Source organism: Actinoplanes sp. NBRC 103695, from assembly GCF_030269485.1.
GTDB lineage: Bacteria > Actinomycetota > Actinomycetes > Mycobacteriales > Micromonosporaceae > Actinoplanes.
The window spans coordinates 39,108-60,988 of the sequence record NZ_BSTL01000003.1 but is presented as its reverse complement, the minus strand read 5'-3'; the positions used below and the strand labels follow the sequence as shown (position 1 = coordinate 60,988).

Sequence of the window (21,881 nt, the reverse complement as noted above, 5' to 3'; positions counted from 1 at the left end):
CCTTTAGAGGTGGAGATCACTGCGGGTCTGACGCCCGGAGCGTGGCTAGGCTGGGTGCGTCGACTACTCCCGGAGGACCGCGTGACCCAGCCCCCCATCTACGACGTACCGATCGCTGACCTTCAGGGCAAGCCACTGGACCTGGCGCAGTTCCGCGGGACCGAGGTCCTGGTCGTCAACGTGGCCTCCCGCTGCGGCAAGACCCCGCAGTACGCGGCGCTGGAGGAGCTGCACGAGCGCTACGCGGCGCGGGGCTTCTCCGTGCTGGGCGTCCCGTGCAACCAGTTCGGTGGTCAGGAGCCCGGCACCGCCGAGGAGATCGCCGAGTTCTGCAGCGCCACGTACGGCGTGACCTTCCCGATGACCGAGAAGATCGAGGTCAACGGCGCCGGCCGGCATCCGCTGTACGAGGCGCTGGCCACCGAGGCCGACGCCGAGGGCTACACCGGCGACATCCGGTGGAACTTCGAGAAGTTCCTGGTCGGGCCGGACGGCGAGGTGCGTGCGCGCTTCGGTCCGCAGACCCGTCCCGACGCGCCCGAGGTGGTCGCCGCGATCGAGGCGGCGCTGCCCACGTCCTGAGCCACGCTCGAGGGAGCACTGCCTCACGTCTTGAGCGACGCTTGAGGCAGCTCCCCCTCACCTCCTCCGGCGGGCCGCCGATGGTTGCGGCACGGCAGCCACCAGGGCTGCCTGATCCCCACGGAGGACCCCATGCGGCAGAGCATCAACCGGATCCGAGCCAAGCGCGGCGACGAGGGCTTCACCCTCATCGAGCTGCTGGTCGTCGTGGTCATCATCGGCGTGCTCGTCGCGATCGCGGTGCCGGTCTACCTGAACTACCGCAAGGGCGCGGCCGACAAGTCGGCGCAGTCCGACGTACGCGGCGGGGTCAGCGCCGTGGAGCAGTTCTACACCAGCAACAACAACACCTACCCGGACACGATCAGCGGCACCGGCTCGCTGACCCTCGCCATCGCCGGGGGCGGCACGACGCAGACCATCACGATGTCGGACAAGACCCAGCTCGGCTACGTCAACAACGGCACCACCTACCTGCTCTGCGCCAACAACACCGGCGGCAGCGACAAGTGGTACGTCTACAACAGCGCCAACGGCGGCTCGGTCACCGCCTCCAGCGGCACGCTGACCCTCGCCACCTGCAGCAGCTGACCAGCCGTGGCCGCGGCCACCCGCTGACCCGTGCCGGCCGCGGCCACCGTGATGGTGGTCGCGGCCGCTGAACTTCCGCCCCTGGCTCACGTCGGTGGTTCACATGGACGAGACCAGTAAGGCGATCGGCGCGCTTGCCCTGGCGGCGCAGCAGGCGGCGTTGCTCAGGGGCGCGCTCACCTCAGGGTTCCTGACCCACCTCGGCGCGGAGATCGGCGTCGTCGACCTGGCCCGGCAGACCGGTATCGGCCCGGGACGGGTCCGCGACATCTGCGTTGCCCTGCGTGCGGCGGGCGTGCTGGACAGCGACAACCCGGACCGCTATCGGCTGAGCGTGACCTACGCGCCGCTGCTGCGCGACGGCGCCGACATCCTCTTCACCAACCAGCTGCGCAACGTCGCGGTGCGGGCGCGGCTGTACGAGCAGATGTTCACCCCGGACGGGCCGGACCGGTACGGCGACCTGTCCGACGACGATCGGGCGGCGATCGCGGCCGGCTCCTCGGCGGCGCCGTCGACCGAACTCGCCAGGCGGGCTCTGCGGGACGCCGTCGAACGGATTCCCGCGTGGGGCGAGGCGCTGGCCGCCGGCGACGTACGCGCGGTGGAGCTGGGTTGTGGCCTCGGTGGCCACCTGCTGACGCTGTTGCAGCTACACCCGCGCCTGACCGCCGTGGGCGTCGATCTCGCCGCCGACCTGCTCGACCGGGCACGTGCCGACGCGGAGGGGCTCGGCGTCGCCGGCCGGGTGCGTTTCGTCGCCGGGGACGCCACGGCCTTCACCGACCCGGAGCCGTTCGACATGGTCTTCTGGAGTCAGTTCTTCTTCCCCGCCGCGAGCCGGGTCAAGACCCTGGCCAACGCGTTCCGGCTGCTGCGACCGGGCGGACTGCTGGTCGCGCCGGTCCTGCCTGCCCCCGCCGCGGGGCCGGTGAATCCGCAGATCGCGATGCAGACGCTGCTGCTGCAGGCGTGGGACGTCCCGGCGGTGACCACCGGCGAGCTGAGCACCGAACTCGCCTCGGCCGGATTCGAGCCCGTCGAACACGGCGCCACGGTGCTGGCACGTCGCCCTTGACCACCGATAGCGTGGGGTTTCGACCTCAGGGAGCCGTGGATGAGTCTGGAAAAGGTGATCTTCGGCTTCTTCGTGCTGCTGGCCGCGACGCTGAACTTCGGGTTCTTCATCGGTGACCTGTCCGACCCGTCGCTGCACAACGTGTACGAGTTGTTCGCCGCGGTCGTGGTGAGCCTGATCGCGACCGTGCTGAAATTCGGCGACCGGACGCAGATCGGGGCGGTGCATCTGGCGACCAGTCTCGTGGCCGACCTGCAGCTGATCGCGGCCGCGCTGGTGTGGGCGTACGCGAGCCAGATCTCCTCGGCCGGTCTCGACCCGTCGGCGATGGCCAGTGTGGTGTCGCTGTCCGGCGGGGCGCTGCTGGCCAACCTCGTCTCGGTCGTGCTGCTGGTGATCGAGACCGTGTCGTTCCGCCGCCGGTGAGAGGACACGCGGAGAGCCGATGACAGGACCCACGGAGAGTCGATGAGAGGGCCCACGGAGACCTCGTCGACGATCTTCCTCATCCTGCGCCGGATGCGCGCCCCGCTGATCGTCCTGATCATGATCTTCGCGATCAGCGTGCTGGGCCTGTCGCTCATCCCGGGCCGCGACGCCGCCGGGCAGCCGTACCGGATGGGGTTCTTCGACGCGTTCTACTTCATGAGCTACACGGCCACCACGATCGGGTACGGCGAGATCCCGCATCCGTTCACCGGCGCGCAGCGGCTCTGGGTGATGGCCACGATCTACTTCACCGTCGTCGGCTGGGCGTACGCGATCGGTTCGCTGCTGACCCTGCTGCAGGACCGGGCGTTCCGGCAGGCGCTCGCGCTGCAGCGCTTCGCCCGGAAGGTGGCCCGGCTGCGCGAGCCGTTCCTGCTGATCGTCGGGTACGGCCAGACGGGCCGGCTGCTGGGCCGGTCGCTGGACACGCTCGGGCGCCGCTTCGTCGTGCTCGACACCTCCTCCGACCGGGTCGACTCGCTCGATGTGGACCAGTACCACGCCGACGTGCCCGGGCTGGCCGCCGACGCCCGCGACCCACGGTCCCTCGGCCTCGCGGGGCTGGAGCATCCGCGCTGCGAGGGCGTGGTCGCGCTCACCGACGACGACGAGACGAACCTGGAGGTGTCGATGACCGCGGCCCTGCTGCGGCCGGGCCTGCCGGTCATCGCCCGGACGACGTCGCCGGTGATCGCGCAGCGGATGCGGGCCTTCGGGTCGCCGACCATCGTCAATCCGTTCGACCGGTTCGGCGATCATCTCCGGCTGGCGTTGCACGCGCCCGCCTCGTACCAGCTGATGTCCTGGCTGGTGAACGGTCCGGGAGCGGACCTGCCGCCGCGCGGCCAGGCCCCGACGACGGGCCGCTGGATCATGTGCGGCCACGGCCGTTTCGGGCGGGAGCTGACCCGGGACCTGCGGGCCGAGGGTCTCGAGGTGACGATCATCGACCTCGACCCGGGCACCGGCGCGGACCCGGCGATCATCGTCGGCGACGCATCCGATCCGGCGGTGATCGCCCGCGCGGGCCTGGGGCAGGCGGTCGGGCTGGTCGCGGGCACCCACAACGACACCACCAACCTGTCGCTGATCGCCGCCGCCCGCGCCATCAATCCCGACCTGTACATCGCCGCGCGGCAGAACCGCCCCGCCAGCGCCCCGCTCTTCGCCGCGGTGGACGTCGACTGGCTGCTGGTGCCCACCGAGGTGATGGCGCGGGAGGTCTACGCGCAGCTGAGCACCCCACTCCTGTGGCGGTTCCTGCAGGACATGCTCACCCGGGACGACGCGTGGGCGGCGCACCTGGTCGACCGCCTCGGGAACCAGTGCGACCGGCAGCTGGGCGTCGTCTGGAAGGTCACACTGAACGACGCCGAGGCGCCCGCGCTCGGCTCCTGGTTGCGCGGCGGCGACGCCCGCCTGGGTGACCTGCTGCGCAGTCCTCAGGACCGCGGCCGGCAGCTGGCCGCCGTGCCGCTGCTGCTGTCACGGCACGCCGGGGACAGCGTCCTCACCCCGGACGACGACGCCCCGCTGGCCGCGGGTGACCAGATCCTGTTCGCCGGCCGGCGGTCGGCGCAGCGCCATCTCGCCGAGACCATGATGAACGACGCCCTCAGCGAGTACGTGCTGCGCGGACGATCGGTGCCGTCGGGCCGGCTCTGGCAGATCGTGACCGGGCGCGTCCCGCACTCCCGTCAGCGCTGAACCCCGTCAGTGCTGGCCCAGCTGGTCGCGGCGGCGGGTCAGGGTGGCGGTCTCGGCGGTGTTGCCGGCCAGCTCGATGGCCCTGTCGTACGCCGACCGGGACTCCCGTACGCGGCTCATCCGGCGGAGCAGGTCGGCGCGGGTCGCGTGGTAGGCGTGATAGCCGGCCAGCGCGTCCTCGAGGCGGTCGACGGCCGCCAGCGCCACGTCCGGACCGTCGAGCTCGGCGACCGCGATGGCCCGGTTGAGGGCGACGATCGGTGACGGGTCGAGGCGGACGAGCTGGTCGTAGAGGGCGACGACCTGCGACCAGTCGGTGTCGCGGACGTCGCTGGCGGAGGTGTGCACGGCGTTGATCGCGGCGAGGATCTGGTAGCGGCCCGGGGCCGCCCCGGTGGCCAGGCGCTCGCGGACCAGCTGATGACCCTCGGCGATCAGCGTCGCGTCCCAGGCGCCCCGGTCCTGCTCGCCGAGGGTGACCAACTCGCCGGTCGCCGACACCCGGGCGGGGCGGCGGGCCTCGGTGAGCAGCATCAGCGCCAGCAGCCCGGCCACCTCGCCGTCGTCTCTCAGCAGGCCGTGTACCAGGCGGGTGAGCCGGATCGCCTCGGCGGTCAGGTCGTGGCGCACCGGATCGGTGTCCGGGCCGGTCGCCAGGTAGCCCTCGTTGAAGACCAGGAAGAGGACGGCGAGCACACCGGAGACGCGGCCCGGGAGATCCTCCGCGGACGGCACCCGGTACGGGATCCGGGCCGCCTTGATCTTGGCCTTCGCGCGGGTGATCCGCTGGCCCATGGCGCTCTCCTGCACCAGGAAGGCCCGGGCGATCTCAGGCATGCTCAGACCGCCGACCAGCCGCAGTGTCAGCGCCACGCGGGTCTCCGGGGCGAGCGCCGGATGACAGCAGGTGAAGATCAGCCGGAGCCGGTCGTCGTCGACGGCGCCGGGCGGCTCCGGCGGGTCGTCGCCGATCAGCGCCTGAGCCTCCTTCTGCTTGTCGAAGCGCTTGTTCTCCCGCCGGATCCGGTCGATGGCCTTGCGGTTGGCGGTCGTGGTGAGCCAGGCGCCGGGATTCGGGGGCACGCCGTCCACCGGCCACCGTTCGACGGCGGTGGCGAACGCCTCGGCAGCCGACTCCTCCGCGGTGTCGAGGTCGCCGAATCGCCTGTTCAGGGCGGCGACGACTCCCGCCCACTCCTCGTGGTGGGCGCGGGTGATCGCCTCACTCACTGAAACGGCCGTACCTCCACCTTGCGGTTGCAGGCCTTCGACCCGGCGGCGGCGAGCTCGAGCGCCACGTCCAGGTCGGGCGCCTCCATCACCCAGAAGCCGGCGAGGTGCTCCTTCGACTCCAGGAACGGCCCGTCGGTGAACAGCGCCTCGCCGCCCCGGTTGTCGACGACGGTGGCCGTGCTGGGCTCGGTGAGGCCGCCGGCGAAGACCCAGTAGCCGTCGGCCTGAAGACCCTTGTTGAACGCGATGGTGGCCGCCATCTCCTCATCGGTGGCGGAGTAGGTCTCGTCGGCGATCACGGAGACCAGATACTGCATGCCGGTTCCTCATCTCTTCCGGTCGGCCGGAACTCCTCGCGGTGGCGCCTTCGGGAGCAGCCACACGGGGTTCGACACGGCGATCAGCCGATTGTCGGGCAGCCGGACCTGCGAGCGCACGTAGGCACCGGCCCCGGGAAGGACCTTGAGGCGGTGCTTGCCGGACATCATCGCCGACGCCGGGACGCGCTGCACGGTGACCGAAGGGGCCAGCCGGCTGGTGCCGGCCAGGTCGACGACCCCGGTGATGATCTCCAGCATCGAGCCGACCGGCAGCGCGGCGGCCACGACGTCCACCCGCACCGACTTCGCCTTGGTGAGGTAGACGGCGCCCATCGCGTCGTCGCCCGCCACGCGCAGGTCCAGCGACCCGCGGTAATGCACCGGGTCGACGAACCAGGCCGCCCCCCTGCGCAGCGCCGGCACGACGTCGGTCCGGCGGCGGGTCGGCGCCCAGGCGTACGTCAGGAATCGCTCCGGGGTTGCCAGCCAGTCCTCGCCGTCGTGGTCGTCACTGGCGCCCACCGCAGTGAAGAACAGCGCGTTGCGGGCCGCCACGTCGAAGACCCACAGCAGATCCTCCTGGGGGTCGCGGCCGATCTCCACGAGGTCGGCGCCGAGCACCTCGCGTTCGATCATCAGGGTCGCCAGGCCCTCGCGGGTCTCGATGTCCATCGGATGGTTCCAGCAGACGATGCCGCCGTGGGAGTGCAGGAACTTCACCATCGCGGCGGCGGCAGCGGGCTCGTCGTCGCGGATCGGCGGCGAGGGGAAGGCCGGCAGGGTCTGGTCGCCGCCGTACCAGTTCAGGTGGCGGACCAGGGAGACCTCGTACGCGCGGTAGTGCTTGACGTCGGCGTACTTCTCGTCGTACCCGGCCAGCACCTCGGCGCGCAGGTCCTCACCCTCCTGCCCGGCCCGCCGCGACCGGTCGAAGGTGAGCCGGTCGACGACGAACCCGGCCAGCTGGTCCGCACCGGCGGCGACGCCGATCCGCAGCCCACGCATGCTGTTGTCGCCGGCGACCATGTCCGGCCAGAGCCGGCCGATGTCCTCCGCGAGCCGCAGCGACAGCCGGGTCCAGGTCCAGGTCGGCGCGGGGAGATCCACGGTGCCGAGCAGACCCTCCGTGGTGTACGCCTTCGCCCCCACGCCCCCGACGCGGTACCGCAGGACGTACTCGCCCTCCGGGTGGTAGGAGAGTTTCATCTGCACCAGCAGGGTCGCGCCGGGACCGGCCTGCTCCGGGAAGACGTCGAGGGTGAGAGTCGTGTCGGCGACGCACGCGTTGTAGGTGGAGTTCCACGCCGACCCCACGTGCCACAGGATTCCGCCCGCGGCGACGGCACCACGGGCGGACAGCCGCAGGGCGCGACCGGGGTCGTCGGCACTGTGCGGGCTGTCCACGAAGGTGGATGCCGCCGTGGCGAGAACCCCCTCCGTGCGTTGAGCCCACGTCCACGCCAGGCCGTTCTCGTTCTCCGTGACGGCGTCGAAGTGCACCGCCTGCCGGTGGTCGTGCGCGGCGACCCGGAAGTCGTGATCGGTCCACCACACCAGGTCGACGCCGTGGGTCCGGGCCTGGTGCAGGTGCGCCTCGAAGCTGGCGCCGCCCTCACTGAACGGCCCGTGGATGTGCATGGCCATGCTGATCGGCTTCAGCGCCGGGCGGCCGGCGTCCGACGGGACGGCGTGGGTGGCCGCCAGCCCCGCCCCGGTCGCCGCGGCGGCGAGCAGGGAACGACGCGAGACGGGCTTGGACATGGCTCCTCCAGATCTGGGCGAACCACATCGTATCGGCCGAAATTACTCTCACGATGCCCAACGACAGGACAAGCACGACCAACGCCCGCACCACACCCAGAGCCCGGCACGACAACCTTGGAAACCCTTATGAGTACGCGCGACGGAACGTGACCGTGGCCCACACGCCGGCCCGGCGGTGGGTCACCCTCGGTGCCCCACCGCCGGGTTGTCCCGGGTGGTCCGGCTACTTCAGCCCATGAACGCCGAAGCGAGGCTCGGCCGCCGCCTTCCGGGCGAAGGACGTGTCCCGGGTGTAGACCCGGTTGGCGTTGTCCACATTGCGGAAGACGATCATGTAGGTCTGGCCGCTGCCGCCCGTGTACGAGGTGATCGTGGGATCGGTCGCCGCCGGGTCGGAGCCGCCGTTGGCGAGAGGCAGCCAGCCGCCCCAGGTCTGTGAGCCGGCCGTGGTCTCGAAGACCCGGTGGATCTCACTGTCCGCACCCCGGGCGACCACCACCAGGCGGCCGGTCGGCGGGTCGAGCACCGCGGCCGGCGATCCGGTGCTGACGAAGTCGCCCACCGGCTGCCAGACCCCGGGGAAGACGCCGGCCGGCGTCTGCTGCTGGGTCAGGAGGTGGCCGTCGGCCGCACGGCCGAACACGCGCAGGAACTGCCCCGGCATCTTGACGACGGCGAGAGTGCCGGTGAAGCCGGTGCCGCCCAGCTCGGTCCACGCCGAGATGGTGCCGGCGAAGTAGGTCGCGACGATCGGGGTGCCGTCCGGGTCGAGTGCGAAGATCGACGCCTTGCCGTCGGTCCCGGCCACCACCGTCAGCTCCCCGGCCGCGCCGCCGCTCAACCGCTTCCAGGCGAGCAGCTCGTTGACCACGCCGTCCCACCCGCGGAACCACAGCCCGCCCTCGGCGTCCAGCCCGAACACGGCCGGCGTGCCGTCGGACAGCCGGACCCCGACGGGCCGGGACCGCAGCGCGCCACCGAAGTCGAGGCCCGCGGCGAACGCCGTGCTCGGTGCGGGCAGCCGGGTGTAGGACCAGGCGTCACTGTTCCACTGGTGCGCGAACACGCGGACGTCGCCCTGCGGGTTCACCACCAGCGACGGCCGCCCGGTGAACACCTGGCTGGCGTCCCCGGCCGTCCACTGGATCGAGCCGAACTGGTCGGGGTCGTTCTGGAAGCCGTGCCGGAGCTGGCCGATGTTGTCGGCGTACACGTACTCGAGGGCGCCCAGGACGGTGCCGCCGGCCGGGCGCTGGATCGCGACCGTCGGGCTGTACGACTCGGTCACGGCCGGGCGGGCCGGCACGTGCCGGTCGGTCAGCTTGCACGTGTCGGTGTTCGCCCACGTGTTGGGGAAGGCCTGGTAACCGTCGCCGACGTCCTTGGTGAGGAGCGCCCACGAGTTGTTGTCCTCGCGGTAGCGGTAGTGGATCAGGTTGCCGTCGGCCTTGATGCCGAACAGGGTGTCACCGCCGGCTGAGAAGATGCCCTTGGTGAAGGAGCTCCACACCCCGCTCCCGACCTGCCGGTGCTGCTCGACCCAGCGCTGGCTGGTCGGCTCGAAGCGGCTGCGGAAGAGGCCACCGTCGGTGGTGCGGCCGTAGATGACGCCCGGCCCGGCGGCGACGATCAGGTTGTAGCGGTTCCAGCCGTTGTCGATCACCCGGTTCCAGAGGAACGTGCCGGTAGTCTCGTTGAAGCGGTACCAGCGCAGGTGGCCGTTGCCGTCGACCAGGTAGAAGTCGCCGATCTCATCCACGGTGATCATGTCGCGGAATGACGGCTGCGCGAACCGCTGCCAGCTGTTGGTCAGCTGGGTGCGCTGGGAGCCGTCCGGCTTGGTCTCGAAGGTGTTGTTGCCGGTGTAGCGGTAACGGAACGCGCCTTGGTCGTTGATGCCGTAGATCCGGCCGTTCGGACCGCCGAGGATCCGCGGATAGGTATTCCACACCGAGCCGGCCCCGCTCTCCGCCGTGGCGAAGGCGGCGCTGCTGGTCCCCGGCGAGTTGAGCTTGCGCTCCCGCCCCTTGCCGTCGGAGGCGGCGTTGAACACCGGCGCCGCCCCGGAACACTCGAACGTGTCAGCCGCCTGCGCGGCGCCGCCGCCGGCCACCACCAGCAGCGGAATGGTCACCAGCGCCGCGGCCGCCGCGACGCCAAATCTTTTCAGCATGATGCCGTCTCCCCCGTGTCATCGAACGCGGCCGATGTTACCGAATCCGGCGTCTCGATGACTCGTGGCCCGCGGCGCACTTCATGACCAGCAGGCGGCGCCCGCACAGCGAATCGACGACGTCAGCCGCGCCCCGAAGAGAGGTCAGCCCAGCGCGCGGAGCTTCTCCGCGAGGCCCTCGCGGCGCTGGGTCAGAATGTCGATCACGGCCTCGTTCTCGGCGATGCCGGTCAGCTCGGTGGCGCGCTCCTCCGGCTTGATGATCCCCTCGGACGCGGCGCCGTCAACACCCCGCCGCGACTGGGCGTCCCCGTCGAGCCGGCGCAGCTCCGCGATCTGGGCGTCGATGTCAGCCAGCTCCGCACGGAGCCGCTCGGCGTTCGTCTCGTCAGTCATGCCCCAACCTTAGGGTTCCGCCAACCCGCCGGGTGTCCGCCCTCGCCGCGTTGCCCGGCACTCTCGATGCCCAATCACCGCCACTGCCGCCAACCCGCCCCCGGGTGCCCGCCCTCGCCGCGTTGCCGGCACTCTCGGTGCCCCATCACCGTCACTGCCACCGCCCGCGCCGGGTAGGGTCCCAGCCCGGTTGCCAGCGGCCCCACTGCCCACTCACCGCCACTGCCGCCACCCACGCCGCGTCGCACCCCAGCCCGGTTGCCAGGCGCCCCCACTGCCCACTCACCGCCACTGCCGCCGGTCCGGGCCCCGGCTGGGCGCGCGAGTGGTAGGAGCGCACGCTGGTGGTAGGAACTCGCACCAGTGGTGGCCAGGCGCGGCATCCGCGCGCAGACACCGTCGTGCGCTACCACGGTCCGCGCTCGCGGTAGCCAGTGGCGGTGAGTCGGGCTCGGATGCCGCCCGGTCCTACCACTCCGGACCCGGCCACTGCCGCGAGCGGCGGCAGTGACGGCGAGTGGGCACCTGGGCGCCTGGCGAGCCGGCCCAACCCCAACCCCAGCGCAAGCGGAGACCCAGCCCGGCCCCAAGCGCGGCGCGAGCAGCGACCCGGCCCGACCCGACCCGACCTCAGCGCAAGCGGCGACCCAACCCGGACGCGACGGGACGGGCGGAACGGACGGAACGGAACGGACGGGACGGAACGGAACGGGAACGGGAACGGAACGGGAACGGGAACGAGGGGTCTCAGCCGGCGTACGCGGCGAAGATCCGGCTGAACTCGTACGGCTGCTGGGCGATGTTCGTGCACCGGTAGAGCGGCCCGCTGCAGGCGTTCGCGTCCCGGCCGAGCTCCCAGAAGCTGAGCATCCCCAGGTGCCGGCCCTGGGCGAAGGACACCAGCTGGCGCGCGTCGTTCTGGTCGTAGACGCGGCCGTCGTCGTTCTGGCCGAGCATCGGGGTGACGCCGATCATCTTCCAGACCTGCGCGTCGGTGCGCCCGGGGTAGAGCGACTTGACCTGGGCAAACGTAGCGTTGGCCGCAGCGACGGCGAGGTCGCCGTAGTCGCCGTTGCGGTAGTAGTCCATGGCCATGACGTTGACCAGGTCGACGTTGACGCCGGCGTCGCGGGCGGAGCGGACCACGCCCAACCCGTCGGCGGTCAGGCCCTCGGGCAGCACCGGCAGCGTGAACGAGATCCGCAGGCCGGGGTTGGCCCGTTGCAGGGCGGCCAGCGCCTGGGAGCGGCGGGCCACCGACGCGGGGTCGCCGGTCGCGCCGCCCTCGATGTCGAGGTCGATGTACTTCAGGTTGTACGCGCTGACCACGGCCTGGTATTCGGCCTGGAGCGCGGCCACGCCGGTGCACGCCTGGGCCAGTTCGATGCCGGTGGCGCCGCCGAAGGAGATCTTCACGTCTCCCCCGCGGGCCCGTACGGCGTCGATCTGGTCGCGCGCCCAGCCCTGCCGCGGGTCGTAGGCGTTGAACCACATGGCTTTGCAGGCGGACGCGGTGATGAACGCCAGCGTCACGTTCCGCAGGTTGCCGGCGCTGACCATCGAGGGCAGGTTCGGCGAGGGCCATGCTCCCATGTCCACGTAGGGCGCGTGGGCGAGCCCGCCGGGGGTGGGTGGCGGGTCGGTGGGTGGCGGGTCGGTGGGTGGCGGAGTGCTGTCGCAGGCGCCGAGGTCCTCCCAGAGGGAGGCGGCCGCGACAGGTGTCCAGCCGGCGCCGGGCGGCGGCGTGTGACTGACCCGGGATCGGTAGAGGCGCCCGGTGTAGGTCACCTGGGCTCCGGCGGCGTAGTAGGTGCCCTCGGCCCAGGCGGGAGCGGTGCAGACGACCTGGACGGTCACGTCGGCGGCTGCGGCCGGTGCGCTCATCAGGCCCGTCATCATCAGGGCGGCGACCAGGGCCACCCACCGTCGCGATGCGCTCATCCATCGAGAGTGATAGATGCACAACATACTGTCAATACTCTTAACTGTTGACGATGTTAATAGGGTCTTGTCCATGGCGCCGCTCGACGATCTTGTGACCCGCTACTTCTCCTCCGCGGTCACGCCGCACCGCGAGAACTCGTCGGTCGAACTCGTCGTCGACGGCCGCCTCTGGATGCGGCGGATGCTGGACCTGCTGACGTCGCTCGAGCCGGGCGACGCGGCGTACATCTGCGGTCTTCAGCTCGAACCCGACATGGATCTCACCGGGAAGCAGGCCGGTGAGCCCGGGTATCAGCCGCTCGGGGATCTGCTGGCCGGTCTCGCCGGCAACGGCGTTGACGTCCGGGTGATCCTGGCCGGCGCGGTCGTGAGCAGCAGCATCGTGCGGCCGACGATCGGGCCGTTCCACCAGAACGTCAGCTCGGCGCACCGGTTGCGGCGCTGGCGGCTGGACGGAGACAAGCGCACCGGTCCCCCGCCGCTGGCCGACCGGGTCCTGCTCGACTGGTCCGGCTCGGGCGTCGGTTCCAACCATCAGAAGATCACTCTGGTACGCCGCGGCACGGAGCTCATCGCCGGTGTCGGGGGCATCGACTACGCCGCCAGCCGGGTCGACGAGACACCGCATCGGCGGCTGGCCGTGCGCGGTGGCCGCTGGGGCTGGCACGACGCCGGGACGATCATCCGTGGCCCGGCCACCACCGACGTCTGGCGGGCGCTGCGGATGCGCTGGATCGGCGCGGTGAACCTGCCGCGCCGGCGGTACTTCTGGCCGGCGGTGAAGGGCCTGCCGGTGCTCAACCCGCCGGGCATACCGCTGCAGATCGGCTCGCCTCCGCCGCAGCCCGCCCGGCCGGCGCCCGGCTCGGCCTGCCAGGTCCTGCGGTCGGTCGGGCCGTGGTACATCGACTCGCTGCTGCCGTGGGAGCGCCGGCACTACAGCGACGTGTCGCCGGACGGCGTTCACGAGGTCTACCTGACCCTGGTGCAGGCGATCGGCGCCGCGCGGCGCTACGTCTACATCGAGGACCAGTATTTCCGTGAGTATCCGGGCGGCGATCACCGCTTCGAGCTGTACCCGTACCTGCGGGCGGCGGCGGCCCGCGGGGTGAAGGTGATCCTGGTCGGCTCCGGCACCCGGGATCCGGCGGAGTCCGCGCCGCTGATCAACGGCGCGGTGAACGCCGACCTGCAGAGAAAGGTGATCGACCCGCTGCCGCAGCAGCTCCGCCGCAACGTGGGCCTCTGGCGGGTCGAGCACCTGACCGTGCACGCCAAGATCGTCATCGTGGACGACCGGTTCGCCGCGGTCGGCTCGGCCAACTTCTTCAGCCGGTCGATGGCCGGCGTGGACACCGAGCTGACGACGGCGGTGGTCACCACCGGGAACGACGTCCGGGACCTGCGGGTGCGGCTGTGGGCCGAGCACCTGCGTACGCCGATCACCGACGAGCTGCGCCCGCACCTCGAGGACCTCGACCTGGCGATGGGCATCTTCCGTCCGGAGTGGCTGCCGCCGCGGGCCCCGGCCGGCTCGTGGCGCACCCCGGACCTGCCGGCCGGTTTCGACCCGCTCGAGTCGGTGCTGACCTTCGTCGGGCCGCCCTGAGCACGGCTCAGCCGTTACAGGTGGGCTGGTAGTCGAGCTCGGGGATGAGGCGGCGCCACTCCGCGGGGGTGAGGCCCTTGACGGCCATCACGCAGCCGAAGGCGGCCGGGTCGGCGCGGAGGCGGTTGAGCCGCGCCAGGTCCCACAGGACGACGTCCCCGGCGCCGTCGTCGTCGCCGATGGCGAGCGTGGTCGCGTCCGGGCTGAAGGTGAGAGCCCCGTCGCGGAGCGCGTCGAAGCTGTCGATGCGCGAGAGCCGGATCGGCCGTGCGGGCTGGGCGATGTCCCACAGCGTCGCCCAGCGGGCCCGGTCGCCGACGGCCATGGTCGTGCCGTCGGCGTTGAAGGCGATCCTCGAGATCCCGTCGGCGTGGCCGGTCAGGGCGGAGACCCGCTGCGGGTTTGCGCGGTCGGTGACGTCCCAGAGGATCACGGTGCGGTAGCCGCCGGCGGCCAGGATGTTGCCACTGGGCGCGAACGCCACCGTCCGCACGTCCGCGGACGGGTCGGCCATCTTGGTTATCGTGCGCGGCTCCGACGGGTCGGCGACGATGTCCCACAGCCCCACGATGTTGCTGGTCGCGACGGCCAGGGCCGTCCCGTCCGGGCTGAAGGCGAGTGAGGTGGGCCCCGCGCCGACCGTATTCTCGCTGAGCCGGCGCAGATCGGCGTGGTCGCCCACGTCCCACAGCTGAACCACACCGCCGCCGGCTATCGCCAGGTAGCGCCCGTCCGAGCTGAGCTTCAGGTCCATCGGCAGGAACGGCAGCCGCATCGAGGCGAAAGTCTGCGGCGCGGCCGGATCGGTCGTGTCCCTCATGGTGATCCGGCCCTCGTCGTCGGCGGAGACCACGGTGTGCAGATCGGCGCTGAAGGTCGTCCGGTCGGCCCGCCGGCCGCCGTGCAGCACGACGGTGGCTTGCCGGACCGGCACTCCGCCCGGCGCGATGCCTTGCTGGACCGGCGCTCTGCCGCGCGGCACGTCCCAGAAGACGGCATTGCCGTCCCAGCCCGTGGTCACCATCGAACGGCCGTCGGCGGCGTACTGAACCAGCTGCACACCGGTCTCGTGCGCCCGGAGCCGGGCGCGTCGTGCCGGACCGGCGAGATCCTCCATGCTCCACAGGACCGCGTTCTGGGACCCCTCCACGGTCACCAGGGTCCGGTCGTCCCGGGTGAACCCGAGCGACGTGACGTTGATCCGGCCGGCCAGCCTGGCCACCTCGCGCTGGTCTCCCAGGGTCACCTCCCAGACGATGGCAGTGCCGTCGCTGAACCCGGCGGCCAGCCGGCGCCCGTCCGAGGTGAACGCGAGCGACATGTTGCCCCGGAGCCCGCTGGTGAAGGTGTACAACGGCACCGGGTGTGACGGATCCTCCAGGTTGTGGACGGTGACCACCCCGCTCGAGTCCCCGAGGGCCAGCTGGGGCTGGGACGGGCTGAACGCCATGCCGTACGTCGTGTCGCGCATGTCGATCTGGCTGCGCTTGACCGGGTGCGCGGGGTCGCTGACGTCCCAGACGACCGCCTCGCGGTGCGCGGCCACGAGGGTCTTGCTGTCCGCACTGAAGACGAGCTCGTAAGCCGCGAACATCTTGCCGCCGGCGAGCACCGCGAGCTCGGCCGGCCGGGTGCGGTCGGTGACGTCCCACAGAGCCGCGTAGCCGTTGGGACCCTCCGGTCCACCCGGCCCTTCCGGCCCCTCGGTCGGGACGCGGACACCGGTGGCGAGGGTGCGGCCGTCCGGGCTGAAAGCGGCGACGGAATAGTGCCGGCCCTCCGGCAGCTCCGCGACGCGGGCCGGGTTGGCCGGATCGGTCACGTCCCAGAGCGCGCCGCCCTGGTCCCAGACGATCGCGAGCGTCTTCCCGTCCGGGCTGAGCGCGACGCCGGGGTTGCTCACTCCGGGCTCGGCGACCGTGCCGAGCCGCAGCGGCCTGGGGGCGTCGGTCACGTTCCACAGCGAGGCGACCCCGTAAAACGAGACGGTCGCGAGGAGGCCGTCCGGGCCGTGCGCGGTCCGGTACACGTCGGCGATGTCGCCGACGTGCCGGGTGGACGCGACGAGGCCGGCCACATCCCGTTTGACCTCGGCCGACGGGTCGACCTTCTGCGCGGCGGCGCCGAGCTGGAACGCGGTCCGCGGGTCGTCGCCGACGATGGCCGTGGCCTGGTTGACGAGGCGGCGGCTGATCGCGATCTTCTGCTGGCGGGCAGCGTCCTCGCCGGCTGCCTTGGCCTTCTTCTCCTGCTGAAGGGCGATCTGCTCCTGCTTGCGAGCCTGCGCCGCCGCCTCGGTGGCCAGCTTCGCCTGGTCCCTGGCGATCTTCTTCTGCTTGGCAGCCTCGTCACCCGCCTCGCCGGCCAGCCGCTCCTGTTCCCGGGCGATCCGCTCCTGCTCCTTGGCCCGCTGCTGCTGCTTGCGCGACTCGGCCGCCGACTCGCGCGCCAGCACCCCCTGGCGCGCGGCCAGCCGCTGCTGCTCCTTGGCCCGCGCCGCCGCCTTGTCCGCCTTGTCCAGCTGGACCTTGACGTCACCCTTGGCCTTGTCAGCCAGAGCCTTCTGCGCCCGCGCCGACTCCTCCTGCCGATCCGCCTCGGCCGCCGCGGCCCGCGCCCGCGCCTCCTGGTCGCGCGCCTTCTCCTCCTGCTGCTGAGCCTCGGTGGCGAACCGCTCCGCATGCCCGCGCTGGGCCGAAGCCTCCTTCTGCTGCTGCCTGGCCTCCACCGCGGACGCGTTGGCCCGGGCGGCATTCTGCACCGCCGACAAACCGGTCACCGAGGCCAGCACAGTCAGCACCAGCAGCGAGGCCACCGCGGACAGCCGCATCCGGCCCGCACGGCGATGCTGGCGGACGTCCTCACCCTCCAGATCGTCCTTGCTCACACCGTGCATCGGCGCGGCCCGCTGAGCGACCGCCTCCCGGAAACGGGAGTGCCGCAAGCTCAGGTGGCGGTCGTCGCGAGCCCACCGCAGGTCCAGGTAGAGCGGCTCCTCCGCGAACACCCCGCGCAGCGCGGCCGGCACCGAGGTGGACTCGGCGTCGAAGTCCTTGGCCACCGGATCCCACCGCCACTCGCCGTCGGTGACCACGGGAAGGATGCGATCCAGCGGCTTGGTCGCGACCCAATGCTCGATCTCGCGATTCACCCACGGTGACTGCGCCGCCTCCGGAGACGCCATCAACACGAAGTACTCGGAGTTGTCCAAGGCCTTCTGGATGGAGGTCCACAGCGCGGGGGTGACCGAAAGCCCGGTCTGGTCCCGGAAGATCCACAGCGCACGGCGACGATGCCACGGCTTCGCCAACCGATGCAAACCACGCTGAACCGCCGGCGCGAGCCGCCCGTCCGCGGCATGACTGTACGAAATGAACCCGTTGAACGACACCAGAAGCTCCTATGGAGTTGCGTGGACCGCCGAGGGACTCAGCCGGCGCAGGTGCGCTCGTAGGGCAGCTCGGGGATGAGGCGGACCCATTCCCGTTCGGTGAGGCCCTTGCCGGTGACGGTGCAGCCGAAGGCACCCGGGTCCGCCCGGAGGTTGTTCTGCCGCGTCAGGTCCCAGATGCCGACCCCTTCCCGCAGGTCCTGGTCGGTGCCGACGGCGAGGGTCCGGCCGTCCGGGCTGAAGGCGAGCGCGCCCCGTTCGTACGCGTGGTTGGTCAGGATCCGGGAGAGCCGGATCGGCCGGGCCGGCTCGGCGACGTCCCAGATGGTCGACGACCTGGACGTCTCACCGGCGATGAGGGTCCGGCCGTTCGCGCTGAAGGCGACCCTGGCGATCGGGTAGTAGGCGCCGGTCAGGGTGGAGTACCGCTCCGGCTCCTTGAGGTCGGTGATGTCCCAGAGGATCACGGTGCGGTCGGCGCTGCCGGTGGCCACGGTCTTCCCGGTCGGCCCGAACGCCACCGACATGGTCTGGTCGGCGTGCCCGGACAGGGTGGCGACCTTCTGCGGCGACGCGGGGTTGCGGAGATCCCACAGGTTCACCGTCTTGTGGTAGGTGAAGGCCAGCATCTGCCCGTCCGGGCTGAAGGCCATCGCCCGCGGCGGCTGAACGGGGATCGGCATGTCGGTGAGCAGGCGCATGCCGCGGTGCTCGCTCACGTCGAACATCTGGAGGTGCGTGCCGACGATCAGCGCCAGGCGACTCCCGTCCGGACTGAGCTGTATCAACGACAGACTGTTCCCGAGGTGCGTGCCGGCGAACGGCGCCGGGTTCGCGGGATCGGACGTGTCGGTCAGCAGGAGCAGTCCGTCGTTGTCGACGGCGACGGCGGTACGGCCGTCCGCGCTGATCGCCCCCTGCACGATCCGCCGGCCGTTCAGCAGCGGGACGGTCGCCCGCCGGACCGGCTCGGAGCCGGACACGTCCCAGAAGATGGCCTGGTTGTCCCATCCGATGCTCATCAGGGTCTTTCCGTCGGTCGAGTACGTCACCGACAGCACGCCGTTGTCGTGCCCCGGGAGGGTGGCGCGCCGTTCCGGGGTGGCGAAGTCCTCCATGTTCCACAGCACCGCGGTCTCCGCCGACTCCACGGTGAGCAGGGTGCGGTTGTCCCGGCTCATACCGAGCGACGTGACCCCGACGCGGCCCGTCACCCGGGCGAGCTCGTACATGTTGCCGGCGGCCGTGTTCCAGACGATGGTCGTGCCGTCGTAGAACCCGGCGATCAGGCGGCTCCCGTCCGGGCTGTAGGCCAGCGTGAGGTTCTCGTGGGAACTGCTCCGGGAGGTGTACCAGACCCGCGGCTGCGACAGGTCGTTCATGTCGTAGACGGTGACCGCGCCGCTCAGGTCGCCGATGGCCAGCAACGACAGGAACGGGTGGAAGGCCATCCCGGCCGAGTTGTGGAGCTCGTTGATCTGACTGCGCTTCACCGGGTTGGCCCGGTCGGTGAGGTCCCAGACGACTGCCCCGAAGTGCTGGACCACGAGGGTCTGGCCGCCGTTGCCGAACGCCATGTCGTAGGCCGATTCCATGCCGGGGCCGTGCAGCTCAGAAAGCTTGGCCGGGCTGGTGCGGTCGGTCACGTCCCACAGCGACGCGTACCCGTTGTCGTCCTCGGGCTCACCGGCCTCGACGGTGCGGTTGCCGGTGGCGAGGGTGCGGTTGTCCGGGCTGAAGACGACGACGCCGTACCGGCCCGGAGGCAGCTGCGCGAGGCGGACGGGATCGGCCGGGTTGGTCACGTTCCACAGGGCCGCGCCGTCCGACCAGCCGATGGCCAGCGTCTTCCCGTCCGGGCTGACCGACACGTGGGCGTACTCGGCGCCGGGCTCCTTGATCGTGGCGAGGCGCCGCGGATTGGCCGGCTCGGCCATGTCCCACAACGACACGGTCCCGTCGGGGGCGCCGGTGGCGAACGGGCCGCGCGGCCCGTACGAGGTCTGGAACACGTCGTCGATCGTGCTCAGCTGCCTGGTGGAGGTGATCAGGCCGGTCACGTCCCGCTTGATCTCGTCCGTGGGGCTGACCTTCTGCGCGGCGACGCCGAGTTTGAACGCCGTCCGCGGGTTGTCGGTGACCGTGGCCTTGGCCTGGTTGACCAGGCGGCGGCTGATCGCGATCTTCTGCTGGCGGGCCGCCTCGTCGCCGGCCTCCTTCGCCTTCGCCTCCTGATCGCGGGCGATCTGCTCCTGTGCGCGCGCCTGCGCCTCCGCGGCGGCGGCCAGTTTCTGCTGCTCACCGGCGATCTTCTTCTGCTTGGCGGCCTCCGCGCCCGCCTCGCCGGCCAGCCGCTCCTGTTCCCGGGCGATCCGCTCCTGCTCCTTGGCCCGCTGCTGCTGCTTGCGCGACTCGGCCGCCGACTCGCGCGCCAGCACCCCCTGGCGCGCGGCCAGCCGCTGCTGCTCCTTGGCCCGCGCCGCCGCCTTGTCCGCCTTGTCCAGCTGGACCTTGACGTCACCCTTGGCCTTGTCAGCCAGAGCCTTCTGCGCCCGCGCCGACTCCTCCTGCCGATCCGCCTCGGCCGCCGCGGCCCGCGCCCGCGCCTCCTGGTCGCGCGCCTTCTCCTCCTGCTGCTGAGCCTCGGTGGCGAACCGCTCCGCATGCCCGCGCTGGGCCGAAGCCTCCTTCTGCTGCTGCCTGGCCTCCACCGCGGACGCGTTGGCCCGGGCGGCATTCTGCACCGCCGACAAACCGGTCACCGAGGCCAGCACAGTCAGCACCAGCAGCGAGGCCACCGCGGACAGCCGCATCCGGCCCGCACGGCGATGCTGGCGGACGTCCTCACCCTCCAGATCGTCCTTGCTCACACCGTGCATCGGCGCGGCCAGCTGAGCGATCGCGTCCCGGAAACGGGAGTGCCGCAAGCTCAGGTGGCGGTCGTCGCGAGCCCACCGCAGGTCCAGGTAGAGCGGCTCCTCCGCGAACACCCCGCGCAGCGCGGCCGGCACCGAGGTGGACTCGGCGTCGAAGTCCTTGGCCACCGGATCCCACCGCCACTCGCCGTCGGTGACCACGGGAAGGATGCGATCCAGCGGCTTGGTCGCGACCCAATGCTCGATCTCGCGATTCACCCACGGTGACTGCGCCGCCTCCGGAGACGCCATCAACACGAAGTACTCGGAGTTGTCCAAGGCCTTCTGGATGGAGGTCCACAGCGCGGGGGTGACCGAAAGCCCGGTCTGGTCCCGGAAGATCCACAGCGCACGGCGACGATGCCACGGCTTCGCCAACCGATGCAAACCACGCTGAACCGCCGGCGCGAGCCGCCCGTCCGCGGCATGACTGTACGAAATGAACCCGTTGAACGACACCAGAAGCCCCCGTGGAGATAACAGCATCGGCGATGGTCGATTCTGCACGTCACACGCGCAACCACCAAACCCGGCCATCGGAATTCCGGCCTATCCGCAGAAATACCGAATATGAGGCACCCAGCCGTGGCATCGTCGGGACGTGCGGTTGCCCAGGGTTCTGCTGCTCGCTGTCGCGAGCGTCATCGTGCTGGCGACGTCCGCGGCCTGCGCCGCCCCGGAGATCAGCGTCGCGGCGCCGGACCGCGGGACGATCGGCATCTCCTTGCCGACCACGAAGTCGGAGCGCTGGCTCAGCGACGGCCGCGGCATGGAACAGCAGTTCGAACTGCTCGGGTACAAGACCGACCTGCAGTACGCCGAGGACGACGTGAAGGGTCAGATCAGCCAGATCCAGGGCATGATCGACAACCGCGTCCGGGCTCTGGTGATCGGCTCGGTCGACGGCGGCGCCCTGAAGGACGTGCTCGCCTCCGCCGCCACCGCCGGAATCCCGGTGATCGCCTACGACCGGCTGATCCGGGACACCCCGGACGTCGACTACTACGCCACCTTCGACAACTTCAAGGTCGGCGTCCTGCAGGCCAGGTACATCGTCGAGGCGCTCGGCCTGCCGGAGGCGCGGGGGCCGTTCACCATCGAGCTGTTCGCCGGATCCCCGGACGACAACAACGCCGACTTCTTCTTCGACGGCTCGATGAGCGTGCTGCGGCCGTACCTGAGATCGCGGAAGTTGCGGGTCGTCAGCGGCGAGACCAGCTTCCGGCGGGTGGCGACGCTGCGGTGGGACGGCGCCGTGGCCAAGACGCGGATGCAACGCCTGCTCGCCGGTCCGCTCGCCGACGAGCGGCTCGACGCGGTCCTGTCGCCGTACGACGGCCTCAGCCGCGGCATCCTGGAGGCGCTGGTGGCCGACCGGCGGCGGCTGCCGATCATCACCGGCCAGGACGCCGAACTGGACTCGGTCAAGCTGATCGCGGCCGGCAAGCAGTCCGAGACCGTCTACAAGGACACCCGGGAACTGGCGAAGGTCGCCGTGCAGATGGCCAACTCCCTGCTGACCGGCGGCACCCCCGAGGTCAACGACACCAAGCAGTACGACAACGGCGTCAAGGTGGTGCCGGCGTTCCTGCTCCAGCCGGTGGACGTGGACAGGACGAACTATCGCCGGGTCCTGGTCGACGGCGGCTATTTCACCGCCGACCAGCTGGCCGGTTGAACCGGCGGAGG

The 21,881-nt window shown here is 71.1% G+C and carries 15 protein-coding genes; 7 read left to right on the top strand and 8 right to left on the bottom strand.

The features are described from left to right. The first annotated feature begins 81 nt into the window (after window positions 1-81). From QSK31_RS05170 to QSK31_RS05150, 5 genes are all read left to right on the top strand, one after another. On the top strand, window positions 82-582 hold the full coding sequence (locus tag QSK31_RS05170; protein ID WP_285681516.1) for a glutathione peroxidase: 501 nt from the start codon (window positions 82-84) through the stop codon (window positions 580-582). Window positions 583-714: 132 nt separating this feature from the next. Further along, window positions 715-1,173 carry a prepilin-type N-terminal cleavage/methylation domain-containing protein gene (locus QSK31_RS05165; RefSeq protein WP_285681514.1) on the top strand — a complete coding sequence of 153 codons (459 nt, stop codon included), beginning with the start codon at window positions 715-717 and terminating at the stop codon, window positions 1,171-1,173. A 103-nt stretch (window positions 1,174-1,276) separates the two neighbouring features. Beyond that, window positions 1,277-2,251, top strand: a complete 975-nt coding sequence (locus QSK31_RS05160; protein WP_285681512.1) for a class I SAM-dependent methyltransferase — start codon at window positions 1,277-1,279, stop codon at window positions 2,249-2,251. A 39-nt stretch (window positions 2,252-2,290) separates the two neighbouring features. Continuing rightward, window positions 2,291-2,677 (top strand): DUF6394 family protein, encoded by a 387-nt coding sequence (locus QSK31_RS05155; RefSeq protein WP_285681511.1) that lies wholly within the window; start codon window positions 2,291-2,293, stop codon window positions 2,675-2,677. Window positions 2,678-2,719: 42 nt separating this feature from the next. After that, complete coding sequence (locus tag QSK31_RS05150) at window positions 2,720-4,447, top strand: potassium channel family protein (RefSeq protein ID WP_285681510.1); 1,728 nt, start codon at window positions 2,720-2,722, stop codon at window positions 4,445-4,447. 6 nt (window positions 4,448-4,453) lie between these two features. On the opposite strand, the gene QSK31_RS05145 is transcribed toward QSK31_RS05150, so the two are convergent. The 6 genes from QSK31_RS05145 to QSK31_RS05120 all read right to left on the bottom strand — a co-directional run bounded on the left by QSK31_RS05145 (window position 4,454) and on the right by QSK31_RS05120 (window position 12,274). Continuing rightward, window positions 4,454-5,677, bottom strand: a complete 1,224-nt coding sequence (locus tag QSK31_RS05145) for an RNA polymerase sigma factor (RefSeq protein WP_285681509.1) — start codon at window positions 5,675-5,677, stop codon at window positions 4,454-4,456. Then, a complete protein-coding gene (locus tag QSK31_RS05140; protein ID WP_285681507.1) occupies window positions 5,674-5,997 on the bottom strand; it encodes a YciI family protein in 324 nt (107 codons plus the stop codon). Before QSK31_RS05140 ends, QSK31_RS05145 begins: the two co-directional genes overlap by 4 nt. Before the next feature lie 9 nt (window positions 5,998-6,006). After that, window positions 6,007-7,761, bottom strand: coding sequence for a CehA/McbA family metallohydrolase domain-containing protein (locus QSK31_RS05135; RefSeq protein ID WP_285681506.1), 1,755 nt, complete (start codon window positions 7,759-7,761; stop codon window positions 6,007-6,009). Window positions 7,762-7,987: 226 nt separating this feature from the next. After that, window positions 7,988-9,937 carry a tachylectin-related carbohydrate-binding protein gene (locus QSK31_RS05130; RefSeq protein ID WP_285681505.1) on the bottom strand — a complete coding sequence of 650 codons (1,950 nt, stop codon included), beginning with the start codon at window positions 9,935-9,937 and terminating at the stop codon, window positions 7,988-7,990. A gap of 144 nt (window positions 9,938-10,081) precedes the next feature. Beyond that, window positions 10,082-10,333, bottom strand: a complete 252-nt coding sequence (locus tag QSK31_RS05125; RefSeq protein WP_285681504.1) for a hypothetical protein — start codon at window positions 10,331-10,333, stop codon at window positions 10,082-10,084. Between the two features lie 747 nt (window positions 10,334-11,080). Continuing rightward, window positions 11,081-12,274 carry a carbohydrate-binding protein gene (locus QSK31_RS05120; protein ID WP_285681503.1) on the bottom strand — a complete coding sequence of 398 codons (1,194 nt, stop codon included), beginning with the start codon at window positions 12,272-12,274 and terminating at the stop codon, window positions 11,081-11,083. Window positions 12,275-12,347: 73 nt separating this feature from the next. Here QSK31_RS05120 and QSK31_RS05115 point away from each other — a divergent pair, with 73 nt between their 5' ends. Then, window positions 12,348-13,886, top strand: coding sequence for a phospholipase D-like domain-containing protein (locus QSK31_RS05115; protein WP_285681501.1), 1,539 nt, complete (start codon window positions 12,348-12,350; stop codon window positions 13,884-13,886). Window positions 13,887-13,893: 7 nt separating this feature from the next. On the opposite strand, the gene QSK31_RS05110 is transcribed toward QSK31_RS05115, so the two are convergent. Continuing rightward, window positions 13,894-17,277 (bottom strand): TIR domain-containing protein, encoded by a 3,384-nt coding sequence (locus QSK31_RS05110; protein ID WP_285681499.1) that lies wholly within the window; start codon window positions 17,275-17,277, stop codon window positions 13,894-13,896. A 38-nt stretch (window positions 17,278-17,315) separates the two neighbouring features. Continuing rightward, window positions 17,316-20,678, bottom strand: coding sequence for a TIR domain-containing protein (locus QSK31_RS05105; protein WP_285681497.1), 3,363 nt, complete (start codon window positions 20,676-20,678; stop codon window positions 17,316-17,318). A gap of 115 nt (window positions 20,679-20,793) precedes the next feature. Here QSK31_RS05105 and chvE point away from each other — a divergent pair, with 115 nt between their 5' ends. Beyond that, window positions 20,794-21,870 (top strand): multiple monosaccharide ABC transporter substrate-binding protein, encoded by a 1,077-nt coding sequence (gene chvE / locus QSK31_RS05100; RefSeq protein ID WP_285681495.1) that lies wholly within the window; start codon window positions 20,794-20,796, stop codon window positions 21,868-21,870. The last annotated feature ends 11 nt before the right edge of the window (window positions 21,871-21,881 follow it).

What these genes read in the sequence shown, in the direction of transcription:
- QSK31_RS05165 (WP_285681514.1), top strand. Translation starts at nt 715, where the DNA reads ATGCGGCAGAGCATCAACCGGATCCGAGCCAAGCGCGGCGACGAGGGC.
- QSK31_RS05160 (WP_285681512.1), top strand. Translation starts at nt 1,277, where the DNA reads ATGGACGAGACCAGTAAGGCGATCGGCGCGCTTGCCCTGGCGGCGCAG.
- QSK31_RS05155 (WP_285681511.1), top strand. Translation starts at nt 2,291, where the DNA reads ATGAGTCTGGAAAAGGTGATCTTCGGCTTCTTCGTGCTGCTGGCCGCG.
- QSK31_RS05150 (WP_285681510.1), top strand. Translation starts at nt 2,720, where the DNA reads ATGAGAGGGCCCACGGAGACCTCGTCGACGATCTTCCTCATCCTGCGC.
- QSK31_RS05140 (WP_285681507.1), bottom strand. Translation starts at nt 5,997, where the DNA reads ATGCAGTATCTGGTCTCCGTGATCGCCGACGAGACCTACTCCGCCACC.
- QSK31_RS05135 (WP_285681506.1), bottom strand. Translation starts at nt 7,761, where the DNA reads ATGTCCAAGCCCGTCTCGCGTCGTTCCCTGCTCGCCGCCGCGGCGACC.
- QSK31_RS05130 (WP_285681505.1), bottom strand. Translation starts at nt 9,937, where the DNA reads ATGCTGAAAAGATTTGGCGTCGCGGCGGCCGCGGCGCTGGTGACCATT.
- QSK31_RS05125 (WP_285681504.1), bottom strand. Translation starts at nt 10,333, where the DNA reads ATGACTGACGAGACGAACGCCGAGCGGCTCCGTGCGGAGCTGGCTGAC.
- QSK31_RS05120 (WP_285681503.1), bottom strand. Translation starts at nt 12,274, where the DNA reads ATGAGCGCATCGCGACGGTGGGTGGCCCTGGTCGCCGCCCTGATGATG.
- QSK31_RS05115 (WP_285681501.1), top strand. Translation starts at nt 12,348, where the DNA reads ATGGCGCCGCTCGACGATCTTGTGACCCGCTACTTCTCCTCCGCGGTC.
- QSK31_RS05105 (WP_285681497.1), bottom strand. Translation starts at nt 20,678, where the DNA reads ATGCTGTTATCTCCACGGGGGCTTCTGGTGTCGTTCAACGGGTTCATT.